At 62.7% G+C, this 16,448-nt stretch carries 14 protein-coding genes; 9 read left to right on the forward strand and 5 right to left on the reverse strand.

Features of this window, described 5'->3' with window-relative positions; genetic code table 11:
* The 6 genes from NCR40_RS16835 (at nucleotide 1) to NCR40_RS16860 (ending at nucleotide 4,793) form a co-directional block, all read left to right on the forward strand.
* Nucleotides 1-1,587 (forward strand): ABC transporter ATP-binding protein, encoded by a 1,587-nt coding sequence (locus NCR40_RS16835; protein WP_250510034.1) that lies wholly within the window; start codon nucleotides 1-3, stop codon nucleotides 1,585-1,587.
* A gap of 19 nt (nucleotides 1,588-1,606) precedes the next feature.
* Nucleotides 1,607-2,605, forward strand: a complete 999-nt coding sequence (locus tag NCR40_RS16840) for a formamidase (RefSeq protein WP_250466974.1) — start codon at nucleotides 1,607-1,609, stop codon at nucleotides 2,603-2,605.
* 4 nt (nucleotides 2,606-2,609) lie between these two features.
* Nucleotides 2,610-3,275 (forward strand): cysteine hydrolase family protein, encoded by a 666-nt coding sequence (locus NCR40_RS16845; protein ID WP_250466976.1) that lies wholly within the window; start codon nucleotides 2,610-2,612, stop codon nucleotides 3,273-3,275.
* Entirely contained in the window at nucleotides 3,272-3,676 is a 405-nt protein-coding gene (gene hpxZ, locus NCR40_RS16850) for an oxalurate catabolism protein HpxZ (RefSeq protein ID WP_244828195.1), read from the forward strand. Before NCR40_RS16845 ends, hpxZ begins: the two co-directional genes overlap by 4 nt.
* 139 nt (nucleotides 3,677-3,815) lie before the next feature.
* A complete protein-coding gene (locus NCR40_RS16855) occupies nucleotides 3,816-4,472 on the forward strand; it encodes a GntR family transcriptional regulator (protein ID WP_250493385.1) in 657 nt (218 codons plus the stop codon).
* Nucleotides 4,473-4,613: 141 nt separating this feature from the next.
* Nucleotides 4,614-4,793, forward strand: coding sequence for a hypothetical protein (locus NCR40_RS16860; protein WP_250510035.1), 180 nt, complete (start codon nucleotides 4,614-4,616; stop codon nucleotides 4,791-4,793).
* Here the strand turns inward: NCR40_RS16860 and NCR40_RS16865 are convergent, their stop codons facing one another.
* Nucleotides 4,794-5,180 carry an HPF/RaiA family ribosome-associated protein gene (locus tag NCR40_RS16865; RefSeq protein ID WP_250510036.1) on the reverse strand — a complete coding sequence of 129 codons (387 nt, stop codon included), beginning with the start codon at nucleotides 5,178-5,180 and terminating at the stop codon, nucleotides 4,794-4,796. It lies immediately after the preceding gene.
* Between the two features lie 103 nt (nucleotides 5,181-5,283).
* Nucleotides 5,284-6,165 (reverse strand): LysR family transcriptional regulator, encoded by an 882-nt coding sequence (locus NCR40_RS16870; RefSeq protein ID WP_250510037.1) that lies wholly within the window; start codon nucleotides 6,163-6,165, stop codon nucleotides 5,284-5,286.
* Nucleotides 6,166-6,295: 130 nt separating this feature from the next.
* Here NCR40_RS16870 and NCR40_RS16875 point away from each other — a divergent pair, with 130 nt between their 5' ends.
* The gene (locus NCR40_RS16875) at nucleotides 6,296-7,066 is read left to right on the forward strand and encodes a TerC family protein (protein WP_250493388.1); all 771 of its coding nucleotides are present in this window, start codon (nucleotides 6,296-6,298) and stop codon (nucleotides 7,064-7,066) included.
* A 28-nt stretch (nucleotides 7,067-7,094) separates the two neighbouring features.
* Here the strand turns inward: NCR40_RS16875 and NCR40_RS16880 are convergent, their stop codons facing one another.
* Nucleotides 7,095-8,708, reverse strand: coding sequence for a Na+/H+ antiporter (locus NCR40_RS16880; RefSeq protein WP_250510038.1), 1,614 nt, complete (start codon nucleotides 8,706-8,708; stop codon nucleotides 7,095-7,097).
* A gap of 131 nt (nucleotides 8,709-8,839) precedes the next feature.
* On the opposite strand from NCR40_RS16880, the gene NCR40_RS16885 reads away from it, so the two are divergent.
* On the forward strand, nucleotides 8,840-9,043 hold the full coding sequence (locus NCR40_RS16885; RefSeq protein ID WP_250466987.1) for a hypothetical protein: 204 nt from the start codon (nucleotides 8,840-8,842) through the stop codon (nucleotides 9,041-9,043).
* A 123-nt stretch (nucleotides 9,044-9,166) separates the two neighbouring features.
* Complete coding sequence (locus NCR40_RS16890) at nucleotides 9,167-11,005, forward strand: glycoside hydrolase family 15 protein (RefSeq protein WP_250510039.1); 1,839 nt, start codon at nucleotides 9,167-9,169, stop codon at nucleotides 11,003-11,005.
* A 327-nt stretch (nucleotides 11,006-11,332) separates the two neighbouring features.
* Here the strand turns inward: NCR40_RS16890 and NCR40_RS16895 are convergent, their stop codons facing one another.
* Together NCR40_RS16895 and NCR40_RS16900 are read right to left on the reverse strand one after the other, a co-directional pair.
* Complete coding sequence (locus NCR40_RS16895) at nucleotides 11,333-14,155, reverse strand: cellulose synthase subunit BcsC-related outer membrane protein (protein WP_250510040.1); 2,823 nt, start codon at nucleotides 14,153-14,155, stop codon at nucleotides 11,333-11,335.
* Nucleotides 14,136-16,448 carry a cellulose biosynthesis cyclic di-GMP-binding regulatory protein BcsB gene (locus NCR40_RS16900; protein ID WP_250510041.1) on the reverse strand — a complete coding sequence of 771 codons (2,313 nt, stop codon included), beginning with the start codon at nucleotides 16,446-16,448 and terminating at the stop codon, nucleotides 14,136-14,138. Before NCR40_RS16900 ends, NCR40_RS16895 begins: the two co-directional genes overlap by 20 nt.

Consider the following 16,448-nt stretch of genomic DNA (forward strand, 5'->3'; position numbering starts at 1 on the left):
ATGACGCCCGCTCGCCAAGCTCTGGGAGTCGAAGTGGTCGGTGCGACCAAGCGTTTTGGCGCGTTTACCGCGCTCGACGATGTCACGCTAAAAGTGCGACCCGGCACCGTACATGCGCTGCTCGGCGAGAACGGCGCGGGCAAGAGCACGCTCGTGAAGGGACTCGTGGGATACGGCGTGCTCGATCAAGGCGAGATCATCGCGGATAGCCGTCAAGTGAAGATCGCTTCGCCCCGCGACGCGCAGGCGCTTGGCATCGGCATGGTGTATCAGCATTTCACGCTGGCAGCGGGGCTTTCCGTTGAAGAGAATCTACTGCTCGCGCGGGGCCGGTTGTCGTGGAAGATCGACTGGCCGAAGGAACGCGCCGCGCTCGATGCCTTCATGCGCGGCATGCCGTTTCGTCTTGCGCTCGATACGCCCGTCGCGAGTCTTGCCGCTGGTGAAAAGCAGAAGCTGGAGATACTCAAGCAACTCTATTTGCAGCAACGCTTCTTGATTCTCGACGAACCCACTTCGGTGCTCACGCCGCAAGAAGCCGACGAAGTGCTGGGGTTGATGCGCGATCTTGCTTCGAGCGGCGCGTTGACGGTCCTCATGATCACGCACAAGTTCCGTGAGGTGATGTCTTATGCCGATGACGTCACCGTGCTGCGCAAAGGCAAACTCGTCGGAACGAGCCGAGTGGCGGACACGAATCGCGACAGCCTTGCCGCGATGATGATGGGCGGCGACGCGCCTCATGCCGCAACGGATGTCGAGCGTCCACCGCGCAAGCCGCTCGCTGTCGATGCACCCGTGCGTCTCGCGTTGTCCGGCTTATGCGTCGTGGATGATCGCGGACATATGGCCGTGCGTGAAGTGTCGCTTGCGGTGAAGTCGGGCGAGATACTCGGCATTGCAGGCGTGTCGGGCAATGGACAGAAGGAACTGATCGAAGCGCTCGTCGGCCAGCGCCGTGTGCATGCAGGCGAGATGCGCATGCATGGCGAACCCTACACGGCGACACGCGACGAGATGACCCGTCTGCGGGTTTTTGCGTTACCCGAAGAGCCGCTGCGCAATGCATGCGTGGCGGGCATGAGTATCGCGGAGAATCTTGCGCTGCGCGATTTCGATCGCGCGCCGATGAAGCAAGGCGGCTGGCGTCTGGACCGCCGTGCTATGCGTGAACGCGCGGAACGCTTGATTGCCGACTTCAACGTGCGCCCGCCCGTGCCTGCGCGCGCCATCGGCACGTTGTCGGGCGGCAATGTGCAACGCGCGGTGCTGGCGCGTGAACTGGGGCAAGCGGTGGATGTGCTGATCGTCGCGAATCCTGTGTTCGGGCTGGACTTCGCATCGGTCGCGGATATCCATGCGCGCATTCTCGCCGCACGCGACACGGGCGCCGCCGTGCTGCTCGTGAGCGAAGACCTCGATGAACTGCTGGAACTCGCGGATCGCATCGCGGTGATCGCCGAAGGGCGGCTCGTGCACGAAAGCGCCGCGAGCACCGCGGATCGCGTCACGCTGGGGCGGCACATGGCCGGTCACGGTGACAGCATGGATAGCGGTGCGGCCGAACCCGTCACCGCGCATGCGTGAACAACAAGGAGCGTAACGAATGAGTTCGAGCGGACTGGGCGGTCTCAACAAATCGCCGCAAGGAATGGTGATAGGTCTCGTGCAATTGCAGAATCCCGACGTTGCCACGCCCGCGGATCTTGCGGCGCAGACGCGGCGTATCGTCGAGATGGTTGGCAAGGCGCGGCGCAACAATCCGGCGATGGACCTCGTCGTGTTCCCCGAATACGCGCTGCACGGCCTCTCGATGCGTATCGACGACGACATCATGTGCGATCTCGATGGTCCAGAAGTGCGGGCGTTCAAGGACGCGTGCATCGAACATCGCATATGGGGCTGCTTTTCGATCATGGAGCGCAATCGCGGAGGCAATCCTTATAACAGCGGTATCGTTATCGACGAACAAGGCGAGATCAAGCTCTATTACCGCAAGCTGCATCCGTGGGTTCCGGTTGAACCGTGGGAACCGGGCAATGTAGGCGTGCCGGTTTGCATCGGACCGAAGGGCGCGAAGCTTTCCCTGATCATCTGCCATGACGGCATGTTTCCAGAGATGGCGCGCGAGGCCGCGTATAAGGGCGCTGAAATCATTCTGCGCACGGCGGGCTACACCGCGCCCATTCGCCACGCATGGCGCATCACGAATCAATCGAACGCATTTCAGAACCTCGCGCAAACGGCAAGCGTTTGTCTCTGCGGTACGGATGGTTCGTTCGATTCCATGGGCGAAGGCATGTTCTGCGACTTCGACGGCACCATCATGGTCGAGGGCAGTCATCGGCCGGATGAGATCATCACTTGCGAAATGCGCCCGGACCTCGTTCGCGAAGCGCGCGTGCATTGGGGCGTGGAAAACAACATCTACCAGTTCGGGCATCGCGGTTATGTCGCCGTGAAAGGCGGTGCGCGCGATTGTCCCTACACGTTCATGCAGGACATGGTGCGCGGCGAATATCATCTGCCGTGGGAAGACGAAGTGAAGATAACGGACGGTCAATCGTGCGGTTTTCCCGCACCCGCACGCCATTACAAGGGCTGACCACATGCCGACCTTGAACGGCGCAAAGCCGTCCCCTTACACGTTCGATGCGAACACGACCGCGCTCGTCGTCATCGACATGCAACGCGATTTCATCGAGCCGGGCGGCTTCGGGGAAGCGTTGGGCAACGACGTGTCGCTGCTGTCGTCCATCGTGCCGACGGTGCAGCGTCTTCTCGAACATGCGCGCGAACAAGGCTGGTCTGTGGTGCATACGCGCGAATCGCATGCCGCCGATCTGTCGGATTGCCCGCCCGCGAAGCGCTTGCGCGGAGCGCCGCAGGCACGTATCGGCGATGAAGGACCGATGGGACGCATCCTCGTGCGCGGCGAGCCGGGCAACGCGATCATCGATGCACTCGCGCCCGTCGAAGGCGAGCTCGTCATCGACAAGCCGGGCAAGGGCGCCTTCTACGCGACGCGCCTCGCCGAAGAACTCGCAGAGCGTTCGGTCACGCATCTCGTGTTCGCGGGCGTGACGACCGAAGTCTGCGTACAGACCAGCATGCGCGAGGCCAATGACCGCGGCTATGAATGTCTTCTTATCGAAGACGCGACCGCGAGCTACATTCCCGCGTTCAAGGACGCGACCATCGACATGATTCGTTCGCAAGGCGGCATCGTGGGCTGGACCGCGACGCTCGCCGACTTAACGGAGAACCGAGCATGACGCTTGCGGTGAATCGCGCCGAGGTGGTTGCGGAAGTAAGCGCCGCGTTCGTCGCATACGAACGTGCGCTCGTCGATAACGATGTCGAGACCATGAACATGCTCTTCTGGAATGCGCCCGAGACGGTGCGTTACGGTATAGCCGAAGTTCAGCACGGCGGCGAAGCGATTCGCGCGTGGCGTGAAGCGGCCGCGCCGGTGCCGCCATCGCGACGGCTGCATGGCACGGTGGTGACGGCTTTCGGGGACGATCTCGCGACCGTGAGCACCGAATTCACGAGCGACGTCACGCCCTTGCTCGGTCGCCAGATGCAAACGTGGGCGCGGCTGGGCGACGCATCGTCCGCGTTCAACGGATGGATCATCGTGGCGGCGCATGTCAGCCTCATCGACGCGCCGTAAAAGGGCGATAATCGTTGCATCATGATGGAGACACGGCATCGGCTCGCTTAAAACTCGCGGAACCGCAGCGCTCGCATTCGAGGCACCGGACGCGACGCTCACGCGGACTGTCCAGAGCGCCAACCCGCTAGCGGAACAGGTGTACCAGCTTCTCAAGCAGGACATCTTCAATTTCCGGCTATTCCCGGGCGATCGCTTTTCGGAGACCGACATCGCGCAACATTACGGCGTGTCGCGCACACCCATGCGCGACGCGCTGTTCCGCCTGCTGCGCGAAGGTTATCTCGAAGTTGGTTTCCGGCGCGGCTGGAAAGTGTCGGACATCAACTTCGACCAGCTAGACCAGTTGTATGACTTGCGTATCGTTCTCGAAGTCGCCTCGCTCGACAAGCTCGGTAATACGCCGCCGCCTTATCCTCATATCGATGCACTGAAGGAAGTGTGGTGCGTCTCGCCCGAAGCGCGCGAAAGCGATCCCGTCGCCATGTTCAACATGGACGAGAATTTTCATCGCGGCATTGTAAGCGCGACGGGCAACGCGGAAATCCTGCGCGTGCACGACGAAGTGACGGAGCGGATCAGGATCATGCGGCGGCTGGACTTTCTGAAGGCACACCGCACCAGCGCGACTTACGAAGAACACTCGACCATGCTGAATTACATCGATCGCGGCAGACATGGCGAAGCCGCTATGCTGCTGCGCGCGCACATCACGCAGAGCAAGCTCGAAGTGCGCAAGATCACTGTGTCGATGCTATCCGAGGCGCGTGACCGAAAGCTGCCCTTCGTGAACTGAAGTACCTCAAGAAGCCATTCGATCTCACGGGAACGGCCAATGACGGAGGTCGTGCTGAAGACGGCCGCCCAAGCGCCTACTGGTATCGCGGGCCTGGCGTTTGCTGCATTTTCGTGCCGACCTTTTTCAAAGGAGCTCGACATGACATCCGTTCCCCGCGCAACTGCCGACGACATGGACGAACCGCAGGGTAAGCCCGCGACCCCCAACACCACACAGACGGACGTCGACACAGCAGAGAAGCAAAAGCACGAGGACAGCGAGAACGCACTGCCCTCGTCACAGGACAAAAATCCTGTGCCGCCCGACTCGACGCGCTGATCATGCGCCAGCAGGCGTGAGCGCTTGATCTACTGATTCGTCCGGCGCAAGCTTGTAGGCAACACTACGCGCACGCACCCGCCGCGCGAGCTTCGCGCTTTGGCGCTTACGCACCAGCGTGCGCGCCGCGCGTGCCAAGGCAAGATCGATTGCGCCTCGCCAGTCACGCGCTATCGATGTTGCCACCACGGTATTGCTCCGGTCTATCTGCACCTCCACCTGACAGCGCTTGTCGACGCCGCCACGCGGGCCGTTGATATCGGAGAGACTGACGGTGGCCTTCGAAATCAGCCATGCAAGCCGGCGAAACACGAACTCACTGCGCGTCTTGGCGAGTTCGTGCATGGCGATAGCTTCAGGTTCACGCGATTTGAAAAGGACCTTCATGTATGCCTCCTCGTTGGATGTGAACCAGCGTAAGGTTTGACAAGCGTATGAAAAAGCAGGGTGAGCAGAACTCAAACTTCGGAAAAACCGAAGTTGCATTAGTCTAGGAAGCTGCCCGAGCCAGCACTTCCTGAGTCAAAGGATGATGCCTTCCACGTCGCGACACGATCGCGTAAATCTCTTCTTTTACTTCCTCGGAACGGCCTAGCCAGCGAAGACCGCGCAACAACGGCGTCTCGCCCGCACCGAATTCGGCCAGCGGAAACACGCCGAGCCCACGCGCACCGAACACGGCCATCAAGGCGCTATCCTCGAATTCGCCGACAATGCGCGGCACGATACGCTCCGTCTCCAGCCATCTGTCCAGACGCGCTCGCAACGACGAGTGTCCGGTTGGCAAAAGCATGGGCAATGCGGCGAGGCTGCCGGGAAATTGATCGACCGCGCTCTTGCGTACGACAGACGCCGGCCCATACCAGTCAACGGGCGAGGCGATCAACCGCTCGCTCGTCAAACGCAGATTGTGATTGTGCGGTGCAGGCTGGCTTGCAAGCACGAGATCCAGCCGATGCAGCGCAAGCTCGCCGAGCAGTTCGTCGGTCTCGCCTTCGTGACACAAGAGACGCAGCGCCGGATTGCCGAGTACGGGTTCGAGTAGCGCATGCGCCGCCAGCTTGGATATGCCATCCGACAAACCCACGGCAAGCCGCGCAAGCTTTCCGCTTGCGGCCTCGCGCACTTCGTCCGCAATATGCTGACCAATCTGAAAAATTTCCTCGGCGCGGGCATAGGCCGCGTTGCCGGCTTCGGTCATCGTCACGCCGCGTCCCGATGGCTTCAGTAATTGATGACCGAGCGATTTCTCGAGTTCGCGCACCTGTGCGCTGATGGTCTGCACGGCCATGTCGAGCCGTTCCGCCGCGCGTGCAAAACCGCCTTCCTTGACCACGACCCAGAAGTAATGCAGATGTCGATAGTTGAGCATGCGATTGATGCCTCCATCCATGTATTCGAAAAAACCGAAGTATGGATTCGATTATCACTGATTTTTCCGATCACGTAATTTCGCCATCATCAGGGCTCGGTCACCTATCGACAACAATATCCCACTGCTCATGGAATACCTTCTCGCGCTCGCTACCGACCCCGCCGTCTGGGCTGCACTCGTCACGCTCATCGTGATGGAAGTGGTGCTCGGCATCGACAATCTGGTCTTCATTTCGATACTCAGCAACAAGCTGCCCGAAGCGCAACGCGCACGCACGCAGCGTCTCGGCATCATGCTTGCGCTCGTCATGCGGCTCGTCTTGCTCGGCACGGTGGCGTGGATTGCGCAACTGACTCAACCGGTGTTCACCGTGTTCGAGCACGCGTTTTCATGGCGCGATCTGATCTTACTCGCGGGCGGTCTGTTCCTGGTATGGAAGGCCACCACCGAGATGCGTCATCACGTGAACAAGGACGCGCATGCGCCGGGCGCGGTATCGGGCGTAGCAAGCCTGACGGCATGGGCGGCCATCGGTCAGATTCTGTTGCTCGATCTCGTGTTCTCAGTCGACAGCATCATCACGGCGGTCGGCATGACGGAGCATCTGCCGATCATGTTTATCGCAGTGATTTTCGCGGTCGCCACCATGCTGTTTGCCGCACAACCGCTGTCACGCTTCATCGAGCGCAATCCGACCGTGGTCACGCTGGCCTTGAGCTTCCTGCTCGTGATTGCGATGACGTTGATCGCCGAAGGCTTCGGCACGCACGTACCGAAGGGTTATATCTATGCGGCGATGGGTTTTGCGGGCTTCGTCGAAGGCTTGAATCTGCTGTCGAGGCGCGGCAAGAAGAAGCCGCGCGAAGACGCGGCGCGGCTCGATGGCGTGTCGGGCTAAGCAACACGATACGAGGCTTCGCGGCGGTTTATCCTCTTGCGAGCAACGCCGAGACTTCTTGCAGATCGAACTCGCGTTCGAGCGAATGCAGCAGCGAATCGTGGATCAGGCCGCTGCGATGCATCTTGAGTAGCTCGGCGCGACCGGCCGCAAGGCCCGCGAGCACGACATCGTAATGAGCACGGCGGGCATCGACCGGAAAATCATCCAGCGACTGGAAGCGTTGCGAGAGGCTCGCCCGATACGAGTATTGCTCGAAGAGACGCGGATGGATCACGTTGCCCTGCGCATCGTGGACGAGCGGGCGGATCGCTTCGAGTTGCGCCCCTTCCAGGCGCGACCACGCTTGCGGCTCGCTCAGATGACGCTTCGAGCGCTCGGGGCCGCCTTGAATGGCGAGGAGGGCGATCAACGGGCCGATAGTCGTGCCCTGCAGCAGCACCGTGACCAGAATGACGGCAAAGCCCGCGAAGAGAATGAGGTCGCGTCCGGGCATCGAATCGGGCAAGGACAACGAGACAGCCAGCGTTACCACGCCGCGCATGCCTGCCCAGCCGATGACCGTGGCCGCGCGCCAGTTCGGAACGATAGCGTTCGGCTCACCGTCCTCGTTGCGGTCCTTTCGCCCGGTGGCGTGCCATATCGCGCTCTTGACGGCTTCCACGGCATAGACCCACACGAAACGCGACAAGACCACGACGGCGATCACCGCGCCCGTCGCTGGCGCGAGCAATTCGAAGGCGTTGCCTGCGCCGCCCAGACGCGTCACGATACCGCGCAGCGACAGTCCGATCAGCACGAACACGAGCGATTCCAGCACGAACACGACCACTTGCCAGAACGCCGTGCCGCGCATGCGCTGCGCCGCCGAGAAGACGTCATGCTGATGCCAGCCGACCACCATCCCGCACGTGACGGTCGCGATCACGCTCGAAACGCCCAGCTCTTCCGCCGCGATGTAGCTGACCCACGCGGTGAGCATCGATGTCGTGATGACGAGGTAATCGTCCTCGAGCGCGCGCAACAGCCGCACCGCGATGAACCCCGCCACCACGCCCACGATGACGCCGCCGACCGCGAGCACGGCAAAGCTGCCGAGCGCACGCGGCGCGCTGAACATGCCGCTCAATGCGGCGGCCACGGCAAAGCGAAACAGCACAAGACCCGCGGCGTCGTTGAGCAGACTTTCGCCTTCGAGCAGCACCATGAGCCGTCGAGGCAACGCGACGCGTTCCAGCACGGCCTTCGCGGCGACGGCATCCGGCGGCGATACCACGGCACCGAGCGCGAAGCACGCGGCCCAGGGCAGGGCGGGCACGACCAGATGCACGGCATAGCCGACCGCGAAGGTCGTAAAGGCGACCGCGCCTATGGCGAGCAGCATGATGCCGCTGAGATTACGCTTGAAGTCGTCCCATACGAAGAAATACGCGCCATACATCAAGAGCGGCGGCAGGAACACGACGAGCACGAGTTCCGGGTCGAGCTCGAAATGCGGCGTGCCGGGGATGAATGCCATGGCCGCGCCGCCCACCAACAGCGCGGCTGCGGGCGGCAGATTCAGGCGCCGCGCCAGCACTTCCAGCGCGATGATGGCGATGAGCGAGACAAGCACCAGATTGAATGCCGACACAGCATGCATGAGTAGATTCCTGGCGGATGGTGGCTATGTTGTGCCTTGCACGGACGGAAATCCGTTAATCGGCTATCTTCGAGTCTTGGCGACCGGGCGTTTTCGCGTGCCGGCAACATCGTATCCGATTGGGAGCCTGGATGAAGCGAAACACGTCTGGAGTGGCAGTGGTGGCGGTGCTCGTGGCCGTCGTCGTGGCGGCAACGGTTTATATCGCGAGCTTCGGCAAGTCGTCGCGGCATGCCGAACTGAATGCCGAGCCTGCGCAAGCTCTCGCCATCGAAGCGTCCGCGCCGATGGCCAGCGGTGCGTCGGAGGCCGACGCGCGCACTGCGGCGCGTTAGATGTCGACCGACATACGACAGAAGGACGACAAAAACGGGAACGTGTCTTGCGTGTTCGGCGTGATCAGGCAGACCGACCGACTCGCATTACACACAGGCTGAAGTCAGGCCAAAGGCATTCTCATGGGCCATCCATCCCAAGAAGTTCCGCCTAAAAAGATTCCCATCGATGCACGCGGCATGATCGGCAACATGAAGACGGCCGCTCTCGTGTCGTTGCGCGGCGCCATCGACTTCATGTGCTTTCCGCGCATCGATTCGCCGACGCTCTTCGCCGAGCTTCTCGATGGCGAGCACGGCGGCGCATTCGCGATCACGCCAAGAGAGGAGCAGGCGAACGTCAAGCAGATGTATCTGCCCGAAACGAACGTGCTGCTCACGCGATTCATGACGCACGATGGCGTATGCGAATTGCTCGGTCTCATGCCGGTGCCATCGGGCGAGGCGAGAGTCGATGCCGTGCCCAACTGCGTCATGCGTATCGTGCGGCTCATTCATGGAACCATGACGCTCGATGTGCGTTGCGCGCCGCGCTTCGACTACGCGCGCATTCGCCATGGCGCGCGCGCAGTGACGAAGGGCATCGAGTTCATTCCGGACGACAAGACCGCGTCCGTCCAGTTGCTGGCAAGTGTCCCGCTGGACATCCAGAATAACGACGCTCACGCCACGCTCGAATTGAAGGCTGGCGACTCCGCATGCTTCGCGCTCGGCGCAGGCGACGACTTGCAAAAGCTCGAATCGAACTTCGAGAGCATCCTTGCCGAGACCATCGATTATTGGAAGGAGTGGTCGTCGCGATCGACGTATCGCGGACGTTACCGCGAAGTCGTGTTGCGTTCGGCCCTCACGTTGAAGATGCTCAGCTCGGACGAGTTCGGCGCTATCGTTGCCGCACCGACCTTCGGCTTGCCGGAGTCGCAAGATGGATCGCGTCGCTGGGACTATCGTTTTACATGGATACGCGATGCCGCGTTCTCGGTCTATGCGCTGCTCAGACTCGGCTACACGGGCGAAGCGGAACGCTTCATGAAATGGATTGGCGAGCGCAATCGCGATTGCAGTTCGGACGGCTCCTTGCGCGTGATGTATGCCGTCGATGGTGAAACCGCGCTCGAAGAGGCGGAGCTCAGGAACTTCGCCGAGGCCACGCAGGCGAAGGTCGTGGTCGGCAACGAGGCGCGCGAGCAGATGCAGCTCGATGTCTACGGTGCGTTGCTCGATTCGCTCTATCTCTACAACAAGTACGGCGCGGCTATCTCGTATGAAGGCTGGAAGCATGTGACGCGTACCGTCGACTATGTGGTCGAGCACTGGCGCGAAGCCGATCACGGTATCTGGGAGTTTCGCAACGGCACGCGTCCGTTGCTGCATTCGCGGCTCATGTGCTGGGTCGCGGTGGATCGCGCGTTGCGGCTCGCGGAGAAGCGTTCGCTGCCTGCGCCGCTTGCAAAGTGGTTCAAGACGCGCGATGAGATTCATCGCGACATTCACGAGGAGTTCTGGAACGAGGAGTTGAAATCGTTCGTGCAGACGCCGGGTTCCGCGACGCTCGATGCCTCCACGTTGATGATGCCGCTCGTGCGTTTCATCGGTCCGAAAGATCCGCGCTGGGTCGGTACGCTCGATGCAATCGGCCGCGAATTACGTGTCGATCCGCTGATTTTTCGCTATACACGCGGCTCGACGCTCGATGGATTACCGGGCCTGGAAGGCGGCTTCAGCGCATGTTCGTTCTGGTATGCGGAAGCGTTGGCGCGCTCCGGCCGTGTGGATGAAGGCCGGCTCGTGTTCGAGAAGATGCTCGCATATGCGAACCATGTGGGGTTATTTTCTGAGGAAGTAGCGACCAATGGCGAGGCGCTGGGTAATTTTCCACAAGCGCTGACGCATCTGGCTTTGATCAGCGCGGCTTATCAGTTGGATCGGGATCTGGACCGGGTGCATGTGGCGTGGACTTGATGCTAGCTTGGCCACGGCGCGGCATCTGAGCGTGTGGCCAGCAACCAATGTCGAGGCTAGATTCAAATGATTGCCGCAGCCCCTGAGCAGGACATCAGGATATCGCCCATACAACAAAAAAATTTGCTAATTTGTGTTATGTAAAGTAACGAGTTGCCCGCCATATCAGCTCGTCTGTCTTCAGCCAAAGCACCACGACAACCGCCAGCTCAAATCAACCTCGTCGCGCCGAAGCGGACAAATCCATTATCAAAACGGTCGCGCGAAACGTCATCGACACGCCGATCACCCACAAACCGTAACCGACGTGCCGAAGCCCCAACCGCATCACCGCGATTCATCAAACGCCAGCCTCAAATCCCGCGCACTTTGCGGCAGATCACGACTGAACACCGCACTGCGCGGCGACAAAAAGTACCGCACGTATGCAATAGCGGCAATTTGCCGGTCCCGTCCAGGCGTCACGTTGACATCGGCAAGCGCACCCACTTGCCAGCGCGAAGTCACCTGCAGCGCGCCCGCAAGTTGAACGTGCGCGTAAGGCCCGCGATCGTTGCTGCCGCTGCAATCGATCACCACGCCCAGTTTCGCGGCCTCGGTCGTCGAGCACGACCCCATCGATTGCTTCGAATAATTCCAGCCGCTTTCGATGTTTCCCGAGACCTGCCAAGACCGGCCTTCCTTCGATAGAAACTGAAGCGCCGCGCCCACGCTGGTCGATCCCTGCGGACTGTAATAGCCGCCCTGCGTCGGCACGAAGAAGTTCTCGTTACGCCGATAGCCCAGGTAATGCAGCGCAGGCCCGATGCTCAAATAGTCGAAGCCCGGCGCACGCAAATCGTAGCTCGCCGCGACATCGACGCCTAAGCCTTCGTTACCTTGGACCTCATGGCCCGTCAGCCAGTCCAGATGACCGCCCGCGCTGACGTTCCAGCGCTCGACGATCTGCCAGCGCGCGCTGCCGCCCGTCGTGGCACGCGTGACGCGGCCCCATTCGAAGACGTTCGCGTTGGGATTCGTGCCGTCAAGACGCACGGTCTCGCCGCGCCAGGAAAGCAGCGAATCGCGCACCGGCAGCGCCGCGGCATAGGCCGACCACGCGCCCCACGACGTCGTCTGGCCGACGCCCGCCTCGCCCTGCAACGATGCGCCGAACGGTCCGCCCTGCGTGGCGCCCGCCATCGCATGGACGTCGAGGCGATCTTCGCCCAGACGCACGGTCTGTGTGAGCTTGCCCTGCAATTCTTCGGCGTTGACGTTGCCCGTGCCGCTGTTCAGGAACAACTGGCGATAGCGCAGTTCGTATGAGCGCGATGCGTCGAACCATTCGGCATCGAGCGTCGGCGAAAACACCGTCAAGCGGTTCTCGCCGCGCGTGCCCGCGTGATTCGCCCAGCCCAAACCGGCGGTGATCGACGGCGCGTCGATGCCGGTGAGATCGGCGGGCAGATAGTGCGCGATGCGCTGCGCGTCGGCGTTGCCCGCAATCGCATTGCGCCACATGCGCTCTGCTTCGACGAACTGCTTCTGGTAATAGAGATGCTGCGCGTCGAGCGCCGCGGTGTAAGCGGGCAACGGCCCCGTATCGGCGCTTTCGGTATGCGTCGCGCGATGACCACGCCCTTGCGCTTTCGCACTCAGCGCAAGGCCTTCGGCGCTGTCGTCGTCATGATGTTGCTGATAGTTCGCCTCGAACACGCGCTCCGCTTGCGCATAGTCGCCCAGCGCAAAGAAATTCCAGCCGCGCAACGGCTCGACGCGTTCATCGGCCGCGCCCGCGTCTTGCGCGGCGTCGAGCGCCGTCAGACTATCGCGATAGCGCGCTTGCCGGTACGCATCGCTTGCACGCGCCATGGCAACTTCCGCGCGCAGCGGACGCGTACGCGAATCGGTGGCGAGCGAGGGTGACTCGATCAGGCGCTCGGCATCATCGAGATCGCCTTGCGCCATGCGTACTTGCGCGAGGCCCAGCATCGCGTCGTTCAAGGTCGCTTTGTCGCAGTCGCTCGCGAATTCGAACCATTGCGCGGCTGCGACGTAGTCGTTCTGTGCGAGTTCGAGCCAACCCGCGCGCATGGCGGACGGCCCATCGCGCGAGTCGCGGATCGACGGCGCGAGTTCGGCGAGCGTGCGCTTCGTGCTTGCCGCGTCCGTCGCCCATGTCGATGATGCATCGAGCACGCGCGCATTGCGCAGGCGCGCGAAATCGCGTGCGGCGGGCTCGCCGCGAGTCCCCTGCTTCCATTCGATGTCGATCAATGCGTCGGCCTGTGCGGCGGGCAACTGCTGCGTCGCGCGCTGCAGCGTGACCACGCGATTCACATCGGACGTGCAAGCGGCGACTATCGGCCGATAGAGTGCGTAGACCGCTTTGTCATCGCCCGCGGCGGCGAGCAGTTCGCCCGCTCGCCATGCACGGTCGATGTGCGCGCAGCCGAACGCATCGGGGTCGCTGACAATCTGCGCGCGCAGCAAGGCGACATCGCCCGCGAGCGAGCGCTGGATTTGCGCGTCACGCTGCTGACGGGTGCGTTCTGCGACGAGGCTAGCGGGCGGTGACCACGCAGGAAAACGCCGCTCGACGCGTGTGAGCATCGCGTCGAAATCGGCGAGGCGCCTTGCGTGCAAGAGGTTCCAGAGCGGACGCTCGTCGGGCGCGCCGGGCGCTTTGATGGCGGGCGTGCGCATGCTTGAAGCGTGAGCCGCCGTCGGATCGCCGGACGGCGTGCGCGGCATTGCGTGCACGAGAACGTTCGCTTGAGCTTGTTGCTGGACTTCCTTGATGGTGCTCGTCGAGTTCGCGCTGTTCCTCGCGTTCGCCGCACTCGCTGCGCCCTTCACGCCTGGCGCACGCGTTGAACTGGCCGCGTTAGCCGCACTCGCGGCCACTCCCGGCATGACGCCACGCTCCGCCGAAACCACGTTCCCCTGCCCGCCTGCCGCAACCGCGGCGGACGGCAACGCGGCAACGCAAAGCAACGCCGTCGCGAGCCGCGTACCTACGGCCGGTGCAAAGCGCGCACGGTGGCGCGGCATGTCGCGACCCATCCTGTATGGATCGCGCGGACCAATGACGCTCATCGACATGGCCGTTTCCCGCACGAGCAATTCGGCGAGCGCTTTGCGCCGATCAGCTTCTCGAATCGACATGATGCTTGCGGTGATAACGACGCAACAGCAACGCCGTGAGCGCCGCGAGCATCGCAAGCGCCCCGGCCAGCACGCCGTAAGCCATCCACGGATGCGCCGACACTTCGTAGCCGATATGATCGAACGCGCCGATCTCGCCGACTTCGTAGCGGCGGCTCACGCGCGTCGTCCAAAGCGCGTCGCTGTCGAAGCTGACGACGCTCACGTCGCCATCGAGCGATCCCCAGTGCTGCGGCGCGATCAGCTGCTGCACGCCATGCAGCAACTCGGCAGGCGTCGCGGCCGTTAAAAGCGTGGTCGTCGCGGTGGTTTTGCTCGCGGCGCTGCGATACTGCATCACGAGCAATTGACGCGACAACTTCATGTCGCCGTCGAGCACCATGTCGGGCGCGACGTCCGCCGCGTAGGCCGGCTTGCCGAACACGCCCGCCACGCGTGCCCAGATGCTGTCGGCGAGCGTGGGCTCGGCCGGTGCGGGCTCGTTGATCGCAAAGCGCATGGACTTGCCCGGCGCCCACGGTGCGCCGTTGAGCGCCGCGCGCGGCAACTCGGCGCCCGCGCCGACGACGATGGTCTGCCGGCCCACGCCCGGCACGCCCGCCGTGATCTGCGCGGCGGTCAGCGGCCTGCCCTGTTTCTGCGCGAGCTTGCCGAGGAGCGACCACGCGGCGTTCAGCGTGTCGTCGTCGCGCGCGTTGAGCTGAATCGCGAGATCGGCGCCATTGGCGCGGCGCGTGTATGGAAAGCCGCTTTCCGCGAAACGCCGAAGGTCCGGCAGATTCGTGAAGTGCAGCATGGGCGGCAGCTCGATGGTGGAATCGTCGAACAAGGACAGTTGCAGATTGGCCGACTGACGCAGCGTGCAGCGATCGGTCACGAGCGGCACGAGCACCGGGCGCAGCGAGAGCACGTTGGCGCCCGGCTGGAAGCGCTGCAACGGCACGGACACGCGATAGCGGTTGACCACCGCGCCCTGCTGCTGATCCAGCGCGACGGCCTGCACGAAGCGGTCGTTCAGGTACAGGTTCAGCACCGAGTCCGAACGCATGCGCGCGCCTTCGGCAAAGTTGAGCGTCAGCACGGCCTGCGCGTTTTCCGGCGCGTAGGCATCGGCGGGTAGGGTCAGCGCCACATCGGCGCTTGAGCCCACACCGAGCGTCGTGCTGCGGAAGCCCAGATCGCGCAGCGAGTACGGCTTCGTGCCGGACAGCGCGTCACCACCCTTCGCGCCGTCCATGCGCGCTTCCGTCAAACCGTCGGCCGTCATTTCGGCGCGGCGCGGCAGCGGCAGTTCCGCGTGCGAGAACACGCGCGCGGCCAGATTCACTTCTTCATCGGTACGTCCCGCGACGAGCAGCACGAAATGTCGCGGATCGTCGGGCTTCGGATAGACGCCGAGAAACGCGCCGCCGATACGCTCCAGCATGGCTGCATCGAGATACGGCGCAAGCGTGTCGCGCTTGCCGATCAGGAGTACGTCGGCGTTGGCGAGCGACGCGAGATCGAGGCCTCGCAACATGCCCGCGCCCTCGCCCGCTTGCGCATCGAGCACGCGCAGATCGGCATTCCTGTAACGCAGCCGCAACGCGACGCCCTGAGCAAGCAGACCGCCGCTCGAAAGCTGCGAGTCCGTCACCGGATGGGCCGCGTTGACGATCGCGATGGAGCGCTGCGCGTTCTGCTTCGGATCGATCAGATCGTCGAGCGTGGCAAGCTGCGGCGGCGTGCTGGTGAGCGGGCGCAATTCCGTATCGACGGCAAAGGTCGACGCGCTGGTATCGACTTCGGTCCATAGTTCCGGCGCATTCGGTTCTTCGCAGTTCTCGGTCGAATGCTGCGCGACCTGGAAGGTCAAATTGTTATAACCGGCGCGCAGCAGTTCGGCGGGCACGCGAATGTCGGCAGTCAGTTCCGGCTGACGCGGCGAAAGAGGAAACTGTGCGATTGCGCGATCTTTGACGCGCACGACGAGCTGCGAGCGTTCCCCGAGCAAGGACACCGAGTTGGACGCGACCAGATGCAGCGTCGCGCCGCGCACCGCTTCGCGCGCAGACACGGGCACGCTGACCGAACGTGAAGCGGACGCGCCAACGATACGCATCGGGCCCGACAGATTCGCGTAGGTCGCAAGCGACACGGGCGACGATGCCGCCGTCGCGTTGGCGGTGGCGTCGGCATTGGCCGCGAGCGGCGCGGATGCGGCTTTCGGCGCATGCGATGCCGCCTCTGCCGTCGCGCCGAAAATCGCGCACGCCGCCCAGCCGGCAATCATGGTTTTTCGAATGGCAAACAT

Source organism: Caballeronia sp. GACF4 (genome assembly GCF_023631025.1).
Classification (GTDB): Bacteria; Pseudomonadota; Gammaproteobacteria; order Burkholderiales; family Burkholderiaceae; genus Caballeronia.

What these genes read in the sequence shown, in the direction of transcription:
- NCR40_RS16860 (WP_250510035.1), top strand. Translation starts at nt 4,614, where the DNA reads ATGACATCCGTTCCCCGCGCAACTGCCGACGACATGGACGAACCGCAG.
- NCR40_RS16865 (WP_250510036.1), bottom strand. Translation starts at nt 5,180, where the DNA reads ATGAAGGTCCTTTTCAAATCGCGTGAACCTGAAGCTATCGCCATGCAC.
- NCR40_RS16895 (WP_250510040.1), bottom strand. Translation starts at nt 14,155, where the DNA reads ATGTCGATTCGAGAAGCTGATCGGCGCAAAGCGCTCGCCGAATTGCTC.
- hpxZ (WP_244828195.1), top strand. Translation starts at nt 3,272, where the DNA reads ATGACGCTTGCGGTGAATCGCGCCGAGGTGGTTGCGGAAGTAAGCGCC.
- NCR40_RS16870 (WP_250510037.1), bottom strand. Translation starts at nt 6,165, where the DNA reads ATGCTCAACTATCGACATCTGCATTACTTCTGGGTCGTGGTCAAGGAA.
- NCR40_RS16900 (WP_250510041.1), bottom strand. Translation starts at nt 16,448, where the DNA reads ATGTTTGCCATTCGAAAAACCATGATTGCCGGCTGGGCGGCGTGCGCG.
- NCR40_RS16840 (WP_250466974.1), top strand. Translation starts at nt 1,607, where the DNA reads ATGAGTTCGAGCGGACTGGGCGGTCTCAACAAATCGCCGCAAGGAATG.
- NCR40_RS16880 (WP_250510038.1), bottom strand. Translation starts at nt 8,708, where the DNA reads ATGCATGCTGTGTCGGCATTCAATCTGGTGCTTGTCTCGCTCATCGCC.
- NCR40_RS16835 (WP_250510034.1), top strand. Translation starts at nt 1, where the DNA reads ATGACGCCCGCTCGCCAAGCTCTGGGAGTCGAAGTGGTCGGTGCGACC.
- NCR40_RS16890 (WP_250510039.1), top strand. Translation starts at nt 9,167, where the DNA reads ATGGGCCATCCATCCCAAGAAGTTCCGCCTAAAAAGATTCCCATCGAT.
- NCR40_RS16885 (WP_250466987.1), top strand. Translation starts at nt 8,840, where the DNA reads ATGAAGCGAAACACGTCTGGAGTGGCAGTGGTGGCGGTGCTCGTGGCC.
- NCR40_RS16875 (WP_250493388.1), top strand. Translation starts at nt 6,296, where the DNA reads ATGGAATACCTTCTCGCGCTCGCTACCGACCCCGCCGTCTGGGCTGCA.
- NCR40_RS16845 (WP_250466976.1), top strand. Translation starts at nt 2,610, where the DNA reads ATGCCGACCTTGAACGGCGCAAAGCCGTCCCCTTACACGTTCGATGCG.